Origin of the sequence: Metalysinibacillus jejuensis (assembly GCF_003057615.1) — a bacterium.
Classification (GTDB): domain Bacteria; phylum Bacillota; class Bacilli; order Bacillales_A; family Planococcaceae; genus Metalysinibacillus; species Metalysinibacillus jejuensis.
This window is the reverse complement of the sequence record NZ_QAFW01000012.1, coordinates 49,676-66,667: the sequence shown is the minus strand read 5'-3', so window position 1 is coordinate 66,667 and position 16,992 is coordinate 49,676. Positions and strand designations below refer to the sequence as shown.

The following is a 16,992-nucleotide window of genomic DNA, read 5'->3' as shown; positions in this document are numbered from 1 at the left end:
ACGTGAAAATCGTGGTATTCTTAGCCATGAGAGATTCCTCCTCGTAAATGTTGGTGTGGTAACTTACATTTTACATGGAATCTCTCTTTTTTATTGCATTTTATTGGTAAAACTTAGTTAATCAACACGTGTGGTAATCTACATAACTTAACAGAATTCACTTTTTTTCTTACTTGTCTAATCGTCCAAATTAGATTGTTAATGGCTCTAGTTCTAATTTCTTTCTTAGCGTATTTAACTTGTTTAGCGCGCTTGTGTTCGTTATTAATACTTTGTACTTCGAGATTACCGCTTCATCTTTAGCATGTATCAAAATGTGTATATCTTTATCAACTAAACAGAGGTTTTTATATTCGTCAGTACCACCTTGCAATCGTGATACTTTATGATGACAATGTAACGTCATAGGATTCAATTCATATCCTGTTACTTGGCATTTTCCTCTTTGTGCACAGTACAATGCAATACGGTTATCATTGTATTCAACACTTCGTTGTGGAATCGGATGTTCCATTAAGAATCGAAGTGCACCAACATCAATAGTAGATAGATTTTTATGAATTTCTTCTCTACCTTCTTTTGTATATGCATTCACTACATTCCGTTTCATCATTGGGCTTTTATGCTTAATGTAGCCAATTGGAAGAAACGGTGCTTTTGATATAAATCTAAGTTGCTTGCTTTTCCCATATTCTTTCTTGATGAAATCGGATGTAATAACACCCATTTTCTTGATTCGCCTTTTCATTCGATGGTCTTTTAAACATGCATTAACTTCGTATGCAATGTTCCCCATATCTTCAGCTATCATAGTTGCTATACGGAAATATTGATGAAGTCCGATTACAGTTGAGTTATACAGCGTTATTTTTCTTGCTTGGTCGTTGGAGCCACTATCATATCGAATACCGTTAATTATTTCTTTAAGGTTATTCTTTGTACGTTGTATTGCTTTATCGCACATGTGACTTTTCACTATCCATTTATTCCCTTTAGGTATAAGCTTCATTTTTATTCCTAGAAATTCAGAATAGTCCTTTTTGAGATTTACGATTTTTGATTTTTCTTCGCTAATTTCTAAACCAAGTCTATCTTTTAGCCATTTTTGGACTGCGATAAATAACTTTTTCGCATGGTTTGGATTACTACAGAATATTTTAAAGTCATCCGCATATCGAACGATATAACATTCTTTTAGTTTAGATTTCCTTAACATTCTATATTTATAGCCCTTATCTACATGACCATCTTTCTTAGTATGATATTGCAAATAATTTTTAACTGTCGGAATATCTTCCCACTGGCTTTCAATCCATCTATCCAATTCGTTGAGAACAATATTTGATAATAAAGGAGAAAGGATTCCTCCTTGTGGTGTTCCCTTTTCATTCTCAATAATTTGTCCATTCGGCATTTTAATCTTGGCTTTAAGCATTTTTGAAATAATCGTAAGTAAATTCTTGTCCTGTACTCCGAGCGTCCACATTTGTTTTAATAACTTCGCATGTGAGACGTTATCGAAGAACCCTTTAATATCTATATCAACAACATAAGACATTTTAGAATTTTGCATTAGCCGATAACTTTGTGCAATTGCATTTTCTACAGAACGGTTTGGTCTAAATCCATGACTTCTACCTGAGAATTTTGCTTCTACAATAGGCTCAAGAACTTGTAATATACATTGCTGAACTATTCTATCCCAAATTGCCGGAATACCTAGAGGTCTAGTTTTACCATTAGGCTTTGGTATCTCAACTCTTCTAACTGCTTTCGGTTTGTAATCACTTAATTTGTTTCTAACATAACGAACAAACTGTTCTTCGGTAAGCTTTGATACATGTTCGATAGTTCGACCATCTACGCCTGCTGTTTTGCTACCCGTGTTTTTCTTGATATTTCGATACGCTAATTTAATGTTTTCAGATGAACTGATAATACTCATCAAGTTTTTAAATTTGCTACCAGTTCTACTTTGGTCATATAGCATGTCAAACGTTGCTTGCATGCTATAGTATTCCGCATTCCTTAGTTTGGACTTCTTAACATGTTTTACGATTCGTGAATTTGCCACAGACATCAACCCCTTTCTCAAGTGGTGATTCTATTAGTCGTACTCGAATCTGTGATTTGTTATGCATTTATAAGTCTTTGAAAGTTCCGACTAGAGTCTATCCCTCCACCGCTTATTATCACGGTTTCAACGGTACTGTGACTCCACTCTCACGGAAAGTAAATCAGCTTTAATAGGTTGCCCCCTTATATACTGAACTGCTTCAGCGGTAGGTTAATACCTCCACATCTTCCGCTTTCCACGTTCCAATTCCTTTATCTATTCATATACCCTTAGGTTTCTCCTATAGTCCTGTATGCTTGAACTTGCCTGTAACAAGTTATGGATTTTCATAACACGCGATTTTTACTCACCCATACATACGATGGCACTGCCACCCATTGCATTTCTACAATGTCTACGTCTAGACCCGTACATTCAGAGATTCGTCAGTGCTTGTGCAGCACATTCTAACCATAGATATTTTATAGACTCCCGGCATATAGGTTACACCATCTACCTCTAGACAGCTTTCGTGTTTATTGTTAAAGATTCAAATAAACTTACGGTATCTCTCTGCCGACTTTACCGAGCTTCATACTTCGCTATTTAACCTTAGTAAAAGCATGTCGGAGTATCAGAGCAGGCGTTTCAAGGCGTTACCCTTTTCATTCCACCTATCAAGGAAATCAGTTCTCCTAGGGAAAATTACGTGACTCCCTAGTGTCTAAGCTTTTCACTTAGAAACGTGTCGCACCGGCGTCATAATCGCCATATATACGAATGTGCTCTCCCTCATCCAATGCTTGGTGAATGCGGGCTACTGCCTCCGCCATCCCCTGCATTAAAAAGGGATCATGCACAATACTCTCATCCATTTGTAAAAAGGCTGTTGCCTGTTTGGCAGAACTAAAACCACGCACGGCTAAAATTTTAGCTGCAATAGCCGTAATGCCTAACTCATCCTGTAAGCTTTGTACTACTGCTTTATCCTGTCGTTCAATCGACCATACTTTTTCCATATTCGTATCAGCTCCCTTTCATCCCTATTATACGTTATTGTAGTTGATAGCCTTTAGTTATTTGTGCTACGCTACAAATAAAGAAGGTGTGTCCATGCGTTATTTATTCGTTATGGTTTTATTGTTGAGTGGTTGCACGTCACCCCCTGCAACACCTACACAAGCACCAACAAACGAACTTTTACTTTACCGTAATACACTCATTGGTGACAACAGTCAGGTACTTGCCATTATTTACGATTTACCTGAGGCGCGTAACTTTTTACAATTAGAGTTGCATACAACAGAGCCTCCTTATGGTGCTCACTTAATGTATGACGAAGTAACACATCCTAAAATTGTGAGCATTGCAAACGCCACATGGCTTTTTACGCTCGTACCTAACGTAGATAGTTTGCAATTTACTTTTGATACACAAAGCTACACCCTGACACGCGAACAATTAATGTCTTGGTACGGTAAAGATGTTACTGCAAGTACCAATGAAGCGGATATCCAACTACTTATTGACGCTTACACAGCAGACCCTGCTGAGGTAGATGCGTTATTTGAGACAAAATAAAACGAGAGGCCGCTAGTTAGCGCCCCCTCGTTTTATTTTTTTATTCTTTAATGACTTCAATCTGTGTAGGCTTCCCCTTTTCTAAACGGGCTACCTCACTTTGCAAGTGCTGAATTTTCTCTTGTTGCATACCGACTAAAGTTTCGCGCTCTTGTAAAGCTTGTTCGAGTTGACTATGCTTACGTCGACCGCTGTAGATTTTCATCATTGCAAATGACGCACTGCCAATCGCACCAAAAAAGGCTGAGCCTAAAATAATTAAAATGAGCGGCCACTGCGCAGTACCGAATAAATAATTGACGGCAACTTTATCTACATTAGCAATAGCGAAAATAGCAATAAGAATTGCAAAAATTAAACCTGCAATGAATGTCCACTGTACTTTCATTGTCAACGCCCCCCCTATTACTTATTTCCATCATAACGTACAAAAAAACATCTTGCGAGTATTATTCGCAAGACGTTTTCGTTTTATACTACTGGCTCATCAGAACCCCATTGTTTTTTCTCTTTCTTCTCTATTTTACCACCTGTATGCTTCATCTCACGTACTTTAAGTGAGTACCAAATTTGTGCTGCGATACAAATTGAAGAGTACATACCTGTTACTAAACCAACGAGCAATGCAATGGAGAAGTTTTGAATAGACGGTGCACCAAATATTAATAATGCGACCACGACGATAATTACAGTCAATACTGTATTTACTGAACGTCCCATCGTTTGGCGCAACGATTTATTCACGATACTAGCTAGCGTTTCTTTATCTTTAATCACATCGACACGGCCTAGATTTTCACGAATACGGTCAAAGGTAACAATCGTATCGTTAATCGAATAACCGACAATCGTTAATACAGCTGCGATAAATGTAATATCAACTTCTAAGCGGAAGAAGCTAAACACTGCGATGATTAAAAATACGTCATGCAGTAAAGAAGCAATTGCCCCAACGCCCATACGCCATTCAAAACGTACCGCTACGTAAAGAATAATACCTAAAGCAGCTATAGATAATGCATAAATCGCATTTTTAGCTAACTCTTTACCAACCGTTGGTGAAACAGAACTCACAGATGGTTCTTGTCCGTATTTTTCAGCGACAACTTTTTTGAAGTCAAGTACTTCTTGTTTCGTAAAGTCTTCTTTATAACGTACAACACCAATATTTTTCTTATCACCTGAAATTACTACATCCGTTGAAGGATGACCGATTTCTTTTACGTAATCGATAATTTCCTCTTTCGTTACAGCTTGATCTGCGACAATTTCTACACGTGTACCACTTGAGAAATCGATACCAAGATTAAGCTTGAAAACGCCGATAATAATAATACCTGCAATTAATATTATTGTGGATAAGGTATAGAATTTTTTACGATTATGCACAAAATCAATGCGGTCAAATTTCGTCGTTAAATCTAATGTTTCTAAATTTTCATCTAAGCTATGCTGTCTTGATTTGGCGATACCAAATAGAGCTGGATTATTGAAATAGCCGCTTTGTACAAGAAGACCCATTAATACACGTGAACCCCATACTGCTGTAACAAAGCTTAATGAAATACTAATAATTAACATTGTCGCAAAACCACGTACGTTACTTGTACCAAAAGCATAAAGTACACCTGCTGCAAGTAAAGTTGTTAAGTTCGCATCAATAATAGCTGATAGTGATTGTTTAGAACCTAATTGGAAGGCGTGTTTTACACTATGCCCTACGCGAAGTTCTTCTCGTATACGTTCGGCTGTTAAAATATTAGCATCTACCGCCATACCGATACCTAATACGACTGCTGCAATACCTGGTAATGTTAACACTGCATTAATGCCGTTAAAGACAACGAGCACTAAATACGTGAAAATCGATAATGTAATAATCGCTACAAAACCTGGAATGCGGTAATACAGTAGCATAAAGATAAAGATAGCTAGTACACCAATTACACTCGCAAATACTGTACTGCTTAATGCTTGTTCACCAAATTGTGCACCTACAGAAGTAGAATAAATTTCTTCCATTTTTACAGGTAGAGAACCCGCATTTAAAATATTAGCAAAATTTTGTGTTTCATCTACAGTGAAGTTACCTGAAATTTGAACGTCCTCTGTATTTAAACGCTGATTAACCGATGCTGCTGATACATAACGTGGCTCTGGTTTAGCCGCTTCTGTTGCATAAGAATCTACGCCTTCTTCAAAGTCCATCCACACAACGAGTAAGTTGCGTCCAGGTCCCATAGTGCTAATTTTGCTTGTAATATCGCCAAATTTCTTCGCATCTTTCATCGTCAATGTAACGATTGGTTGGTTTGTATTACCATCAAATGATGCTTTTGCGCCATTCTCCTTTAGGTCATGACCGTCAAGTAAAATGTTATCATCTACATCACGAAACGTTAAGTTTGCTGATGTTGATAACATTTCGCGTGCTGTTTCTGGGTCTTCAACACCCGCTAATTGCACACGAATACGGTCTTTCCCTTCCACTTGAATGCTTGGCTCACTTACCCCCATCTTATTTACACGACGGTTAAGCGCATCTGTAGTATTTGTTAAATCATCTACTGTAACGGCTTTCCCATCTAATGTAGTGACTTCATATAATACTTCGAAGCCCCCTTGTAAATCGAGCCCTAAACGAATGTCTTTTAGTACACCTTGTGCAGTTGTACCAATACCTGCTGCGAATAATACAACAATTAGTAAAAACGCAACAATGCGGCCTCTCAATTTCATTGCTAAATCCTCCTCAGGTGATGCATAAATCATCACTAGCTTAAACAACTTCTACGTTCCTTTAACGCTAAAAAAGCGCAACACTAACATTATGAAACACGTTGCGCTTACTGTCAAATGAAGTTATATGTCAACATCGTATAATAGCGTGCGAATTTCATCTTCTTCCACGTCGCAATATACCGTACTAGGTTGCAAATCTGCTAGCGTAACACGAAATATACTCGCTACGACTTGATGTACGGGTAGAGCATCGAGCGGATGATTGCGGAAACGATTTTCCATACAATATTCAAAAAGTTGGTCTACTGTAACTTGTTCGCCTAATGTGGCTAAGTCCGCTGTACGCGCTTGTAACGCGGGTAACAGATGTTGGAAAAGCTGTTGCTTCGAATGCATGTTGATTACCTCCAAACAAAAAAGAGTGTCCGTTTGAACACTCTTCCCGCTTCTTGTTACTTCGTAAACACGTCATCTGTAATAACGCGACCGATTGCTTGGCGCTCAAATTTAACGCGCACGCCATCTGCCACTGTTAAATGTACGACTGTATCTTCGATTGCTTCAATTGTACCGTGCATACCACCTACTGTTACGACTTTGTCGCCACGTTGTAAATTGTTTTGCATTTGCATCGTTTGTTGCTGACGCTTTTTCGCTGGTCGAATTAAAATAAACCACATCGCCACAAACATTAAAATTAGCGGAATAAAGCTAACTAATTGTTCACTCATGAATTAACCACCTTTCTGAATAAAGCTCACTTAGTAAGTATAGTATAATTTATATGCAAAAAGCGACAAAAGTTAGAAATTTTTTGCGTTGGCCTTATTAAAGCCATATTTCTCAAAAAATTCATTGCGGAAGTCGCCTAAGCGGTCTTCGCGAATCGCTTGACGCACTTGCTCCATTAAATTAATAAGGAAGCGTAAGTTATGATAAGACGTTAAACGTAAACCAAATGTTTCGTCTGTACGAATTAAATGACGCACATAGGCACGCGTATAGTTTTTACATGTATAGCAATCGCACTCAGGATCAATCGGTGTAAAGTCACGCTCATACTTCGCATTCTTCACAACAAGACGTCCTTGTGATGTCATTAATGTACCATTACGTGCAATACGTGTTGGCAATACGCAGTCAAACATATCAATCCCGCGAATCGCACCTTCAATAAGTGAGTCTGGTGAACCAACACCCATTAAATAACGTGGCTTATCCTCAGGTAGTAAGTGTGTCGTTTGCTCAAGCACACGATACATAATATCTTTAGGCTCACCTACAGACAGGCCACCAATCGCGTAACCTGGGAAGTCAAGCGCTACTAAAGCTTCTGCAGAACGCTTGCGTAAATCTTCGTACTCGCCGCCTTGTACAATACCAAATAATGCTTGGTTCTCTGTATTTTTATGCGCTTCTTTACAGCGCTTTGCCCAGCGTGTTGTACGGTCTACAGATTTTAGCATATATTCATGCGTTGCTGGGAATGGTGGGCACTCGTCAAAGGCCATCATAATATCTGAACCTAAATCATTTTGGATTTCCATCGCTTTTTCAGGACTTAAAAATAGTTTGTCACCGTTTAAATGATTGCGGAAGTGTACACCCTCCTCCTCAATTTTACGGAATTTACTTAATGAAAATACTTGGAAACCGCCCGAATCCGTTAAAATCGGCTTATCCCAGTTCATAAATTTATGCAGGCCACCCGCTTCTTTGACAATATCACTGCCTGGGCGTAGCCATAAATGATACGTATTCGATAAAATAATGCCGGCATTCATTTCTTTAAGTTCTTCTGGTGACATTGTTTTAACTGTCGCTTGTGTACCTACAGGCATAAAGGTTGGTGTTTCGAAAGAGCCATGTGGTGTATGCACGATACCTAGGCGTGCGCCTGTTTGTTTACATGTTTTAATAGGTTCATACCATACTGCTGGTTTTGTCATTTACTTTGTGTCCTTTCTGTTTGGGCGGATAAACATCGCATCCCCAAAACTAAAAAATCTATATTGCTGTTGCACGGCTGTTTCATACGCGTGCATGATTGTTTCTTTTGAAGCGAGTGAGCTAACGAGCATTACTAATGTGGATTTTGGTAAATGGAAGTTGGTTAACAAACCATCAACTACTGTCCATTTATAACCAGGGTAAATAAAAATAGAAGTCCAGCCTTGCTCAGCACGCATCTCACCATCGTATTTTGCGCCAATTGTTTCGAGCGTACGTGTTGAAGTTGTACCTACTGCGATTACTTTACCACCATTTGCTTTCGTTTGATTAATTAGTGCGGCGGTTTCTTCGCTCATACTATAAAACTCACTGTGCATCTCGTGATCATCAATACTATCTACGCTCACAGGTCGGAAAGTGCCTAAACCAACATGCAAGGTAATAAAGGTAATTGCTACACCTTTAGCACGAATTGCATCTAGGATTTCGTCCGTAAAGTGCAAACCAGCAGTTGGTGCAGCTGCCGAACCACGTTCACGTGCAAACACCGTTTGGTAACGGTCTTGGTCATCTAGCTTCTCACGAATATAAGGAGGTAGCGGCATTTCGCCAAGTTGGTCTAAAATCTCATAAAAGATACCGTCATAACTAAATTTAAACTTACGTCCACCATGCGCTAAAATTTCTGTACACGTTGCTGTTAGTAAATTACCAAACGTCACCACTGTACCTACCTTTACACGTTTAGCAGGCTTAACGAGTGTTTCCCATACGTCTGTCTCATGCTGTTTAAGTAAAAGTACCTCAATATGCGCACCTGTATCCTTTTCGCCCATTAAGCGGGCAGGTAATACGCGTGTATCATTTAATACTAAGCAGTCACCCGCTTCAAGCTCATCGATAATCGCAGGAAATTTTTCGTGTTGCAGTTCTGTTGTATTCGGTGTTACGACTAATAGACGACTTGCTGTACGATCAAGTAATGGGGTTTGTGCAATTAATTGCTCAGGTAATTCAAAATCAAAATCTTCCACTCTCATGTTTGTAACTTCCTTTATTTAAGTTTGGTCGGGTAGCTCATAGCCAAAATGTAAATACGCGAGCTGAGTTGCCACACGTCCGCGTGGTGTACGTTGAATAAAGCCAATCTGTAATAAATACGGCTCGTACACGTCTTCTATCGTTAGTGCTTCTTCCCCGATAGAAGCAGAGATTGTATCGAGCCCAACTGGTCCACCACGGAAACGCTCAATCATACCTTCAATTAGTTTACGGTCAATATGATCGAGCCCTCTAGCATCTACTTGTAATAGCGACAACGCCTGCTCAGCGATGGCTGGTGTAATCGCACCATCACCTAGCACTTCAGCAAAATCGCGTACACGCTTTAATAAGCGATTGACAATACGTGGCGTACCTCTTGAACGCTTAGCGATTTCAAGCGCTGCTTCTTCTACAATAGCTACTTCAAAGACGTCGGCACTACGCTTTACAATTTCAGTAAGTGCAGCCTCATCATAATACTCCAAACGTAATAATACACCAAAACGGTCACGAAGTGGTGCAGATAATGCGCCAGCACGTGTTGTTGCCCCAATTAATGTAAACGGGGGTAAATCTAAACGAATGGAACGTGCTTCAGGTCCTTTGCCTACTACAATATCTAAACAAAAATCTTCCATCGCAGGGTATAATACTTCTTCAATCGCTCGTGGTAAACGATGAATCTCATCAATAAATAATACATCGCCTGGCTCAAGTGCATTTAAAATTGCTGCTAAATCTCCTGGGCGCTCAATCGCAGGGCCACTCGTCATGCGTACATTAACATCCATTTCATTCGCTATAACTGTAGCTAGTGTCGTTTTACCAAGCCCTGGTGGCCCGTACAGTAACACATGGTCAAGGCACTCCTCACGACGACGCGCTGCCTCAATAAAAATCTGTAAATTTTCTTTTACTTGTGCTTGTCCAATATACTGAGATAAACGCTGTGGTCGAAGCGACAATTCAAACTGTTGATCATAAGCAGTTGCTTCATTTGTCGTAATAGGATTTGTCATTTGCCTCACTCCCTTACGTTAACATTAGTTTAAGTGCGTATTTCATATAATCATCCGTCGTTACGATTTCATCATTACTCTCCAATTTAGGTCGTACTTTTTTCAATTCTCGCTCTGAATAACCTAATGTAGCAAGCGCTAATAAAGCATCTTCTAATGCCGCATTATGATTCGTATCTTCAAATAGTGGTAGTTCATTAGGCGCGCTCGCAAAGTCGATGACTTCTAGTAGCGCACCGAGCTTGCCTTTTAAATCTAAAATAATTTGACGCGCGGTTTTCTTGCCTACACCTGGGAATTTAATAAGGTAGCTTTCGTCTTCATGCTCAATAGCAGCTACTACTTGAGAAGGATCACCTGTAGCTAAAATAGCAAGCGCTCCTTTAGGTCCAATACCCGACACTTGAATTAATTTACGAAACAGCTCACGTTCATCGAGTGTCGTAAAACCATATAATAAACTCGCATCTTCTCGTACATGATGATGTACATAGACACGTACCATTTCTGTCGTTTGTTTAAACGCATAGGAGTTTGGCGTAAATAAACGATAGCCAATATATCCTTGTTCAACAACAATATATTCTGGCGTAATACGCGTTACTTGTCCTATCATATAATCATACATCTTTTCTTCCCCTCACAATCTATATAAGATTATAGCATAATAGCGAACGAATGCTCGACGTTTAAACGCACAAAAACAACATTGAACATGATACAATATTAACAATTAAGGAGTGAACGATTATGACTAAAAAACTATTAGGCGAAGAACGCCGCACAAAAATTTTATCGCTACTACAACAAGCTACTACCCCGTTAACTGGCGCTGACTTAGCCAAATTCGCTAATGTATCACGTCAAGTTATCGTTAATGATATTACGTTATTAAAGGCGCGTAATGCCCCAATCCTTGCGACTAGTCAGGGCTACGTATATTTAACGCAAGCACAACCTAATTACGCCACTCGCGTCGTTGCCTGTAAACATACACCTGCACAAGCACAAGAAGAGTTATTCGCTATTGTGGACTGTGGTGTTACGGTTAAAGACGTTTGTGTCGAGCATAGTGTTTACGGCGAAATTACTGCCGCTATCCATGTGAGCAACCGCGTTGAGGTGAGCCGCTTCATTGATAAAGTACAAGCTGCCAATGCTTCCTACCTCTCTGATTTAACAGATGGCATCCACCTACACACACTCCAAGCACCAACGGAAGATATGCTTGATTGTGCAGAGCAAGCTTTACGCGCTAAAGGCATACTACTCGATTAAAAAAAGCGGTTCACGCAAAATGTGAACCGCTTCTTGCTATTCTTCACGTTGCTGAAAATAATAAGACGTGCCCATGTAAGCTATAATTGTTACCGCAAGTACAACATAAAATGCTTCCACTTTTAGCGAATACATATACAACGCATACAGTACAATTACGGCAGGCACAATTACAAATCGCACCACACTATATTGCTGATACTTTTTGATTTGCACCCACCCCATACGAAACGGTAAAAACACAATCCCAAACACTACTAAGCCTAGCCAATTTTTCGGTTGCTTCATCCATACTGCCTCCTTTTTTGGCGTCGGCAGCTGTAATGCTTTACGTAACAATTCAGCGGAGATAAAATCAGGCTCACTTTTGCCAAGCTCCCATTTAGAAATCGTTTGGCGCGTTACAAAAACTTCATCCGCTACCTCCTGCTGCGTTTTGCCTAATGCTATACGTATCTTACGCAACTCATCACCTGCTGTCATACGCTCACCTCCTACACTATGTCGTTTCAGGTCAATCGTATAGCAACATCCGCCCGTTGCGCACGCAACACAAGCATTTACTTACAAGAAAACGCATAGTCGCCAGTCACAGATGCTTCAATGGTAAGGTCAACTGTGCCTCCAACTTGTTTACAGCCCTCAATTAATTGATTGAGTTCAGCATGATTAAAATAACTCTCTGCTAACAATAAAAACATTACGCAACCTATCGCAATGACTGTAATAATAATAGCAGCAACTTTCATTTGTACACTAATCATACTAGCGCTCCCTCCTAATTACACTAAGGTAGCTAAATACCATCACCAGCAGTAGCACTACCATTACTATAATTGACATAATTTGCGATTGACCTGTTAGCACGCTATAGTACATGGCTAATAAAATACTTATAATCAATAAACCCATTACTATTTTGTACACTTTATAATACGCTTTTAATGCCACATGACGCTCTCCCTCATCCATGGCATCAAATGCGCCGTCCTCTTTTGCCCAGTTAGGTATTGGGCGTGTTGGATTAGCAAGCGTTACGCTCTTTGTTACTATACCTGTTGATAAAACACTACACACTAACAAAGCAAATGACAGTAAGGGGATAGCAGGTGAGCTTTCGCGTACGATAATAAAGCCAATGGCCATAGCACCTAAACTTAAAATACACGCACTATTAATCATTTGCGACACCGTAATCGAACGCTTATATTGCTTATCTAATAATTGATCTTCCTCCTCACCCGTCACAACTAGCTGACTACTCTTTGTTATTTTCCTAAAATAAAAATAGCCTACGCCAAGCAACAACACAACAACGCTATTGGTAAGTTGTAAAAGTATAATCCCCAATTCATTCATCCTCCTCTATAATAAAAACATCTTCTACTGGCTCATTAAAAATTCGTGCAATGCGTACAGCAATTAAAATAGACGGCATATACTCTCCTCGCTCAATTAAGCTAATCGTTTGGCGTGACACATTCGCACGCTTTGCTAACTCCGTTTGGTTATAACCATGCCGTGCTCGAAGCTCTTTTAATCTACTCTTCATATGTATAACCTCCTCTATAAAATTAACATGAAGTTAGTCATTTTGACAACTATCATTGTCAAAAAAGATAAAAAAGAAGACCATTTCCCGGGAAATGGTCTTTGTTTTTTATAATTGTAAGGCTGGTCCAAAAAATTCATAGTGAATTTGTTCAGGTGCAAAACCGTTATTTTCTAACGCTTTAACTGTAGCGGCCATAAATGGTACTGGTCCACACACATAAACATCTGCGTCCTTTGCAATGCGCTCGGCAATAATTGCTTCATTAATATATTGTTCTTGATCAGAATATAGCGCGTCATAACTCGCATTTGGTAACGCAGCAATTTTCTGTTCAATAGATTGTTGGAATGTAATAACATCTTCATTGCGCGCGCATTGAATAAAGCTCACTTGCGGTGCATCTTCTAACGCTTGCACCATGCTATGAAGTGGTGTAACACCGATACCGCCACTAATAAATGCTAGGGGCTTCGTAGATTTTTGTAGTGTAAATACCCCTGCTGGTGCACTTACATCTAATGTATCGCCTACTTGTAACGTATCATGTAAGAAATTCGACACTTTACCTGCTGGTGTCGTGTCACTTTCTTTTTTTACAGAGATACGGAATGTTTTTCCGTCTGCAGCTTGTGACAACGTGTATTGACGGTTAGCTAAATACGTATCACCAGGAATAGCTGTGCGAATGGTAATGTACTGCCCTGGTAAATAGCTAGGTAGTGCTGTGCCATCCGCTGGGGCTAAATAAAATGAAGTAACAATCGCATTTTCGACTTCTTTATTTACTACTTTAAACTTCTTAAATAGACGCCAACCACCATCATTTTCAGTTTGTTTATATAAATCTTCTTCTACTTGAATAAAAATATCTGCAATAACGCCGTAAGCTTGTTCCCAGGCTTGTAAAATCTCTGGTGTTGCTGCATCACCTAATACTTCTTTAATCGCTGCTAATAAATACTTTCCTACGATAGGATAATGTTCTGGCATTACGCCTAGACTAACGTGCTTATGTGCAATTTGAACGACAACCGGTAAGATGGCCTCAAGGTTTTCAATATGTAGCGCGGCTGCGTAAACAGTATTAGCTAGAGCCGTTTGTTGGCGACCTTGCGCTTGGTTTGTATGGTTAAAAATATTTAGTAATTCAGGGTGATTATCAAACATATTTTTATAAAATGTTTTAGTAATTGTGACACCATGAACTTCTAGAACAGGTGCTGTTGCTTTAATAATAGCCATTGTTTGTTGTTGTAACATATGAACCACTCCTTTTCTTATCCTCACTATAGCGCGCTAGCTTTCTTAAAGCAATATTAAATATACATCTTTAACATTTTGTTCACAAAACATATATTTTTTATACATCTTTAAAATTAAATGTATACAAAATGTATCTTTTAATGTATGCGAACTACAAGCATTAAATGCTATACTATTGTGAGAAAGTGGTGAAATCAATGCGCTTAACCGTATATACCGACTACTCTTTGCGTACACTTATTTATTTAGGCGCAAAGAAACAAGATGAACTTACAACGATTCAGGAAATTTCTGACGCTTATAATATTTCAAAAAATCACTTAATGAAAGTTACTCATCAGCTAGGACAGCTCGGCTATATCGAAACCATTCGTGGACGAGGCGGCGGCATTCGTTTAGCAAAACTGCCTGCCCATATTTCTATCGGCGAAGTTGTGCGCCAAACCGAAGAAGACTTTCATTTAGTAGAATGCTTCGATCCTGAAAGTAATATGTGTAAAATTGCACCAGCTTGCCAGCTAAAAGGCGTGCTCGCTGAAGCTTTACAGGCATATCTCGAAGTGCTTGATCGCTACACCGTTGAAGACTTTTTGGGAAATCGTGATTTATTAATGCAATTACTACAGTAAAAAGGTAGCTGAGACAATCTCAGCTACCTTTTATCATGAAAGCGTTCACGTTGTGATGCAGTTAGCACAAGACAAGCACCTGGCAAATGTTTACGATTCGCAGCTACTAACTCATATACCGCATCCCGTAAAAAACGTGGCACGAGTACAAAGATTTGGCATAACCAAAAATAACGTAAATGTTTAGCAATTTTTAAGGCAGCCGTTGACTCGGTATACGCATGTCCTTGATCAATGACTACAACACTCGTTCGGTCGATAATATTATAACGTTCACATAACGCTTGCCCTATTTCGCTTTGCAATGAAGCAAAATGAAAATACGGGGCGCGTTCAAAGCGTAAAATAAATTGAATATTTGCCTGACAAAATCCACATTCTCCGTCAAACAACACGAAATTCATTAGCCCTCAAGCCCCGTCATATAACGGTAATACGTACCTAATGATTTTACGGTGCAACCAAGCGCTTCTAGCTCTTCCATCGCGCCCTGCATCATCTTCTCTTTTTCATCTGCTAAAACATCAACCATAAAGAAGTAGTCACCGAGTCCCGTCTTAAGCGGACGTGATTCAATTTTACTTAAATTTAATTGGCGCCAAGCAAATACAGACAATACTTGATGCAATGCACCTGAACGGTCTGTAGGTAATGTTACCATTAATGTCGTTTTCGGCTCTTCATTTGACTGTGCAAGCGGCATACGTAAATTTTGGCGCGATAAGACAAAGAAGCGCGTATGGTTAAAGTGAAAATCATGAATCGACGGTTGCACAATTTCTAAACCATATTTTTTCGCAGCGGACTCATTACCTACAGCTGCTATACATAGCTCAGGGTGCTCTGAAACATACTTTGCAGCAGCTGCCGTAGACGTCGTTTGATTAAGTGGTACACCACTAAAACGGTAAAATAAATATTTATGGCATTGCGCTAAAGCATGGGGATGAGAATAAACCCCTTCGATAGCTTCCCAGTTATCTTTCTGTTTAGGATTAACCATTAAATGCTGAGCGATAGGCAATAAAATTTCACCTGTTACAAATAACTCCACTTCATGGAACAAATAGTCTAGTGTAAGCGGCACAGAGCCTTCTAGAGCATTTTCTAAAGGCACAACAGCTAAGTCTACTGTGCCTTTAGCCACTGCCTCAATACACTCAGGTATTGTTGCTTGAGGCACGAGCCATTCATTTGGAAATAAACCTTTCGTTGCTAAATATGTAAAGGACGCCTCAGGTCCTAAATATGCGATGCGGTGTTGCCAATCTTTTGTTTCTGTCATCATAAAACCTCCCTGTATGCTAGTGTACGCTCATTTGACAGAATAGTAAATCAAAACAAAGGTTTTGATACTACAAAAAAGCCTAGCATTTTACCGAAGTAAAACACTAGGCTGAAAAGTTAGAGAGCACCTGAGCTAATGACTTCAGCAGACTCTACAAAATCCAATTTTTTAAGCTGTTGTAGTAATTCGTCTAGTTCACAGGTCATGCTCGTCACATCAAGCGATAAAGTGACATTCGCACGTCCTTGAATCGGAATAGTTTGGTGGATTGTTAAAACATTACAATGTGTCACAGTGATGGTCTCAAGCAATCGAGCAAGCGTGCCTTTACGATCTTGCAATTGTAAAAATATCGTAAGGATACGTTCTTGTACGACGGAGTGAAAAGGGAAAACCGCATCGCGATATTTATAAAACGCACTACGCGAAATATCGACTTCTTTTACAGCATCCCAAATAGAAGACACCGCTCCGGTAGATAATAGCTGCTTCGCCTCTAAAGTTTTTTGCATCGCATCTGTTAATACATCTTCACGCACTAAAAAATATCGTTGATTGGCAACGCTTTTCATAATTTTCCCCCT

General features: G+C 39.4%; 21 protein-coding genes. 3 read left to right on the top strand and 18 right to left on the bottom strand.

Annotation, left to right across the window (positions count from 1 at the left end; all coding sequences use genetic code 11):
• Nucleotides 1–190: 190 nt before the first annotated feature.
• On the bottom strand, nt 191–2,074 hold the full coding sequence (gene ltrA, locus DDE80_RS06165) for a group II intron reverse transcriptase/maturase (protein WP_108306800.1): 1,884 nt from the start codon (nt 2,072–2,074) through the stop codon (nt 191–193).
• Nucleotides 2,075–2,793: 719 nt separating this feature from the next.
• Entirely contained in the window at nt 2,794–3,075 is a 282-nt protein-coding gene (locus DDE80_RS06160; protein WP_108306799.1) for a single-stranded DNA-binding protein, read from the bottom strand.
• Nucleotides 3,076–3,169: 94 nt separating this feature from the next.
• On the opposite strand from DDE80_RS06160, the gene DDE80_RS06155 reads away from it, so the two are divergent.
• Nucleotides 3,170–3,637, top strand: a complete 468-nt coding sequence (locus DDE80_RS06155) for a DUF4825 domain-containing protein (protein ID WP_108306798.1) — start codon at nt 3,170–3,172, stop codon at nt 3,635–3,637.
• Between the two features lie 40 nt (nt 3,638–3,677).
• Here DDE80_RS06155 and DDE80_RS06150 read toward each other — a convergent pair whose 3' ends face one another.
• The 8 genes from DDE80_RS06150 to ruvA form a co-directional block, all read right to left on the bottom strand.
• Nucleotides 3,678–4,025 carry a LapA family protein gene (locus DDE80_RS06150; RefSeq protein ID WP_108306797.1) on the bottom strand — a complete coding sequence of 116 codons (348 nt, stop codon included), beginning with the start codon at nt 4,023–4,025 and terminating at the stop codon, nt 3,678–3,680.
• Between the two features lie 83 nt (nt 4,026–4,108).
• On the bottom strand, nt 4,109–6,376 hold the full coding sequence (gene secDF, locus DDE80_RS06145) for a protein translocase subunit SecDF (RefSeq protein ID WP_108306796.1): 2,268 nt from the start codon (nt 6,374–6,376) through the stop codon (nt 4,109–4,111).
• A 123-nt stretch (nt 6,377–6,499) separates the two neighbouring features.
• Nucleotides 6,500–6,775: a hypothetical protein gene (locus DDE80_RS06140; RefSeq protein ID WP_108306795.1), complete on the bottom strand. Its 276-nt coding sequence runs from the start codon at nt 6,773–6,775 to the stop codon at nt 6,500–6,502.
• Between the two features lie 56 nt (nt 6,776–6,831).
• Nucleotides 6,832–7,110, bottom strand: coding sequence for a preprotein translocase subunit YajC (gene yajC, locus DDE80_RS06135; RefSeq protein ID WP_108306794.1), 279 nt, complete (start codon nt 7,108–7,110; stop codon nt 6,832–6,834).
• A 72-nt stretch (nt 7,111–7,182) separates the two neighbouring features.
• On the bottom strand, nt 7,183–8,328 hold the full coding sequence (gene tgt, locus DDE80_RS06130; RefSeq protein ID WP_108306793.1) for a tRNA guanosine(34) transglycosylase Tgt: 1,146 nt from the start codon (nt 8,326–8,328) through the stop codon (nt 7,183–7,185).
• The gene (gene queA / locus DDE80_RS06125) at nt 8,329–9,372 is read right to left on the bottom strand and encodes a tRNA preQ1(34) S-adenosylmethionine ribosyltransferase-isomerase QueA (protein WP_108306792.1); all 1,044 of its coding nucleotides are present in this window, start codon (nt 9,370–9,372) and stop codon (nt 8,329–8,331) included.
• Between the two features lie 18 nt (nt 9,373–9,390).
• The gene (gene ruvB / locus DDE80_RS06120; protein ID WP_108306791.1) at nt 9,391–10,395 is read right to left on the bottom strand and encodes a Holliday junction branch migration DNA helicase RuvB; all 1,005 of its coding nucleotides are present in this window, start codon (nt 10,393–10,395) and stop codon (nt 9,391–9,393) included.
• A 13-nt stretch (nt 10,396–10,408) separates the two neighbouring features.
• Entirely contained in the window at nt 10,409–11,023 is a 615-nt protein-coding gene (gene ruvA, locus DDE80_RS06115; protein ID WP_108306790.1) for a Holliday junction branch migration protein RuvA, read from the bottom strand.
• Nucleotides 11,024–11,145: 122 nt separating this feature from the next.
• Between ruvA and DDE80_RS06110 the strand changes: the two genes are divergently transcribed.
• The gene (locus DDE80_RS06110; protein WP_108306789.1) at nt 11,146–11,673 is read left to right on the top strand and encodes a transcription repressor NadR; all 528 of its coding nucleotides are present in this window, start codon (nt 11,146–11,148) and stop codon (nt 11,671–11,673) included.
• 36 nt (nt 11,674–11,709) lie between these two features.
• Here DDE80_RS06110 and DDE80_RS06105 read toward each other — a convergent pair whose 3' ends face one another.
• From DDE80_RS06105 to hmpA, 5 genes are all read right to left on the bottom strand, one after another.
• Nucleotides 11,710–12,156: a helix-turn-helix transcriptional regulator gene (locus DDE80_RS06105; RefSeq protein ID WP_108306788.1), complete on the bottom strand. Its 447-nt coding sequence runs from the start codon at nt 12,154–12,156 to the stop codon at nt 11,710–11,712.
• A 77-nt stretch (nt 12,157–12,233) separates the two neighbouring features.
• On the bottom strand, nt 12,234–12,437 hold the full coding sequence (locus DDE80_RS06100; RefSeq protein WP_108306787.1) for a hypothetical protein: 204 nt from the start codon (nt 12,435–12,437) through the stop codon (nt 12,234–12,236).
• A gap of 1 nt (nt 12,438) precedes the next feature.
• Nucleotides 12,439–13,023, bottom strand: coding sequence for a DUF3169 family protein (locus tag DDE80_RS06095; protein WP_161952280.1), 585 nt, complete (start codon nt 13,021–13,023; stop codon nt 12,439–12,441).
• A 1-nt stretch (nt 13,024) separates the two neighbouring features.
• Nucleotides 13,025–13,225, bottom strand: coding sequence for a helix-turn-helix transcriptional regulator (locus DDE80_RS06090; RefSeq protein WP_108306785.1), 201 nt, complete (start codon nt 13,223–13,225; stop codon nt 13,025–13,027).
• Nucleotides 13,226–13,333: 108 nt separating this feature from the next.
• On the bottom strand, nt 13,334–14,488 hold the full coding sequence (hmpA, locus tag DDE80_RS06085) for an NO-inducible flavohemoprotein (RefSeq protein WP_108306784.1): 1,155 nt from the start codon (nt 14,486–14,488) through the stop codon (nt 13,334–13,336).
• Nucleotides 14,489–14,688: 200 nt separating this feature from the next.
• Here hmpA and DDE80_RS06080 point away from each other — a divergent pair, with 200 nt between their 5' ends.
• The gene (locus DDE80_RS06080; protein WP_108306783.1) at nt 14,689–15,120 is read left to right on the top strand and encodes an Rrf2 family transcriptional regulator; all 432 of its coding nucleotides are present in this window, start codon (nt 14,689–14,691) and stop codon (nt 15,118–15,120) included.
• Nucleotides 15,121–15,143: 23 nt separating this feature from the next.
• Here the strand turns inward: DDE80_RS06080 and DDE80_RS06075 are convergent, their stop codons facing one another.
• The 3 genes from DDE80_RS06075 to DDE80_RS06065 form a co-directional block, all read right to left on the bottom strand.
• Nucleotides 15,144–15,524 (bottom strand): thiol-disulfide oxidoreductase DCC family protein, encoded by a 381-nt coding sequence (locus tag DDE80_RS06075; protein ID WP_108306782.1) that lies wholly within the window; start codon nt 15,522–15,524, stop codon nt 15,144–15,146.
• On the bottom strand, nt 15,524–16,405 hold the full coding sequence (gene pheA, locus DDE80_RS06070) for a prephenate dehydratase (protein WP_108306781.1): 882 nt from the start codon (nt 16,403–16,405) through the stop codon (nt 15,524–15,526). Before pheA ends, DDE80_RS06075 begins: the two co-directional genes overlap by 1 nt.
• Nucleotides 16,406–16,524: 119 nt before the next feature.
• On the bottom strand, nt 16,525–16,980 hold the full coding sequence (locus DDE80_RS06065; RefSeq protein ID WP_036142731.1) for an ACT domain-containing protein: 456 nt from the start codon (nt 16,978–16,980) through the stop codon (nt 16,525–16,527).
• Nucleotides 16,981–16,992: the final 12 nt, after the last annotated feature.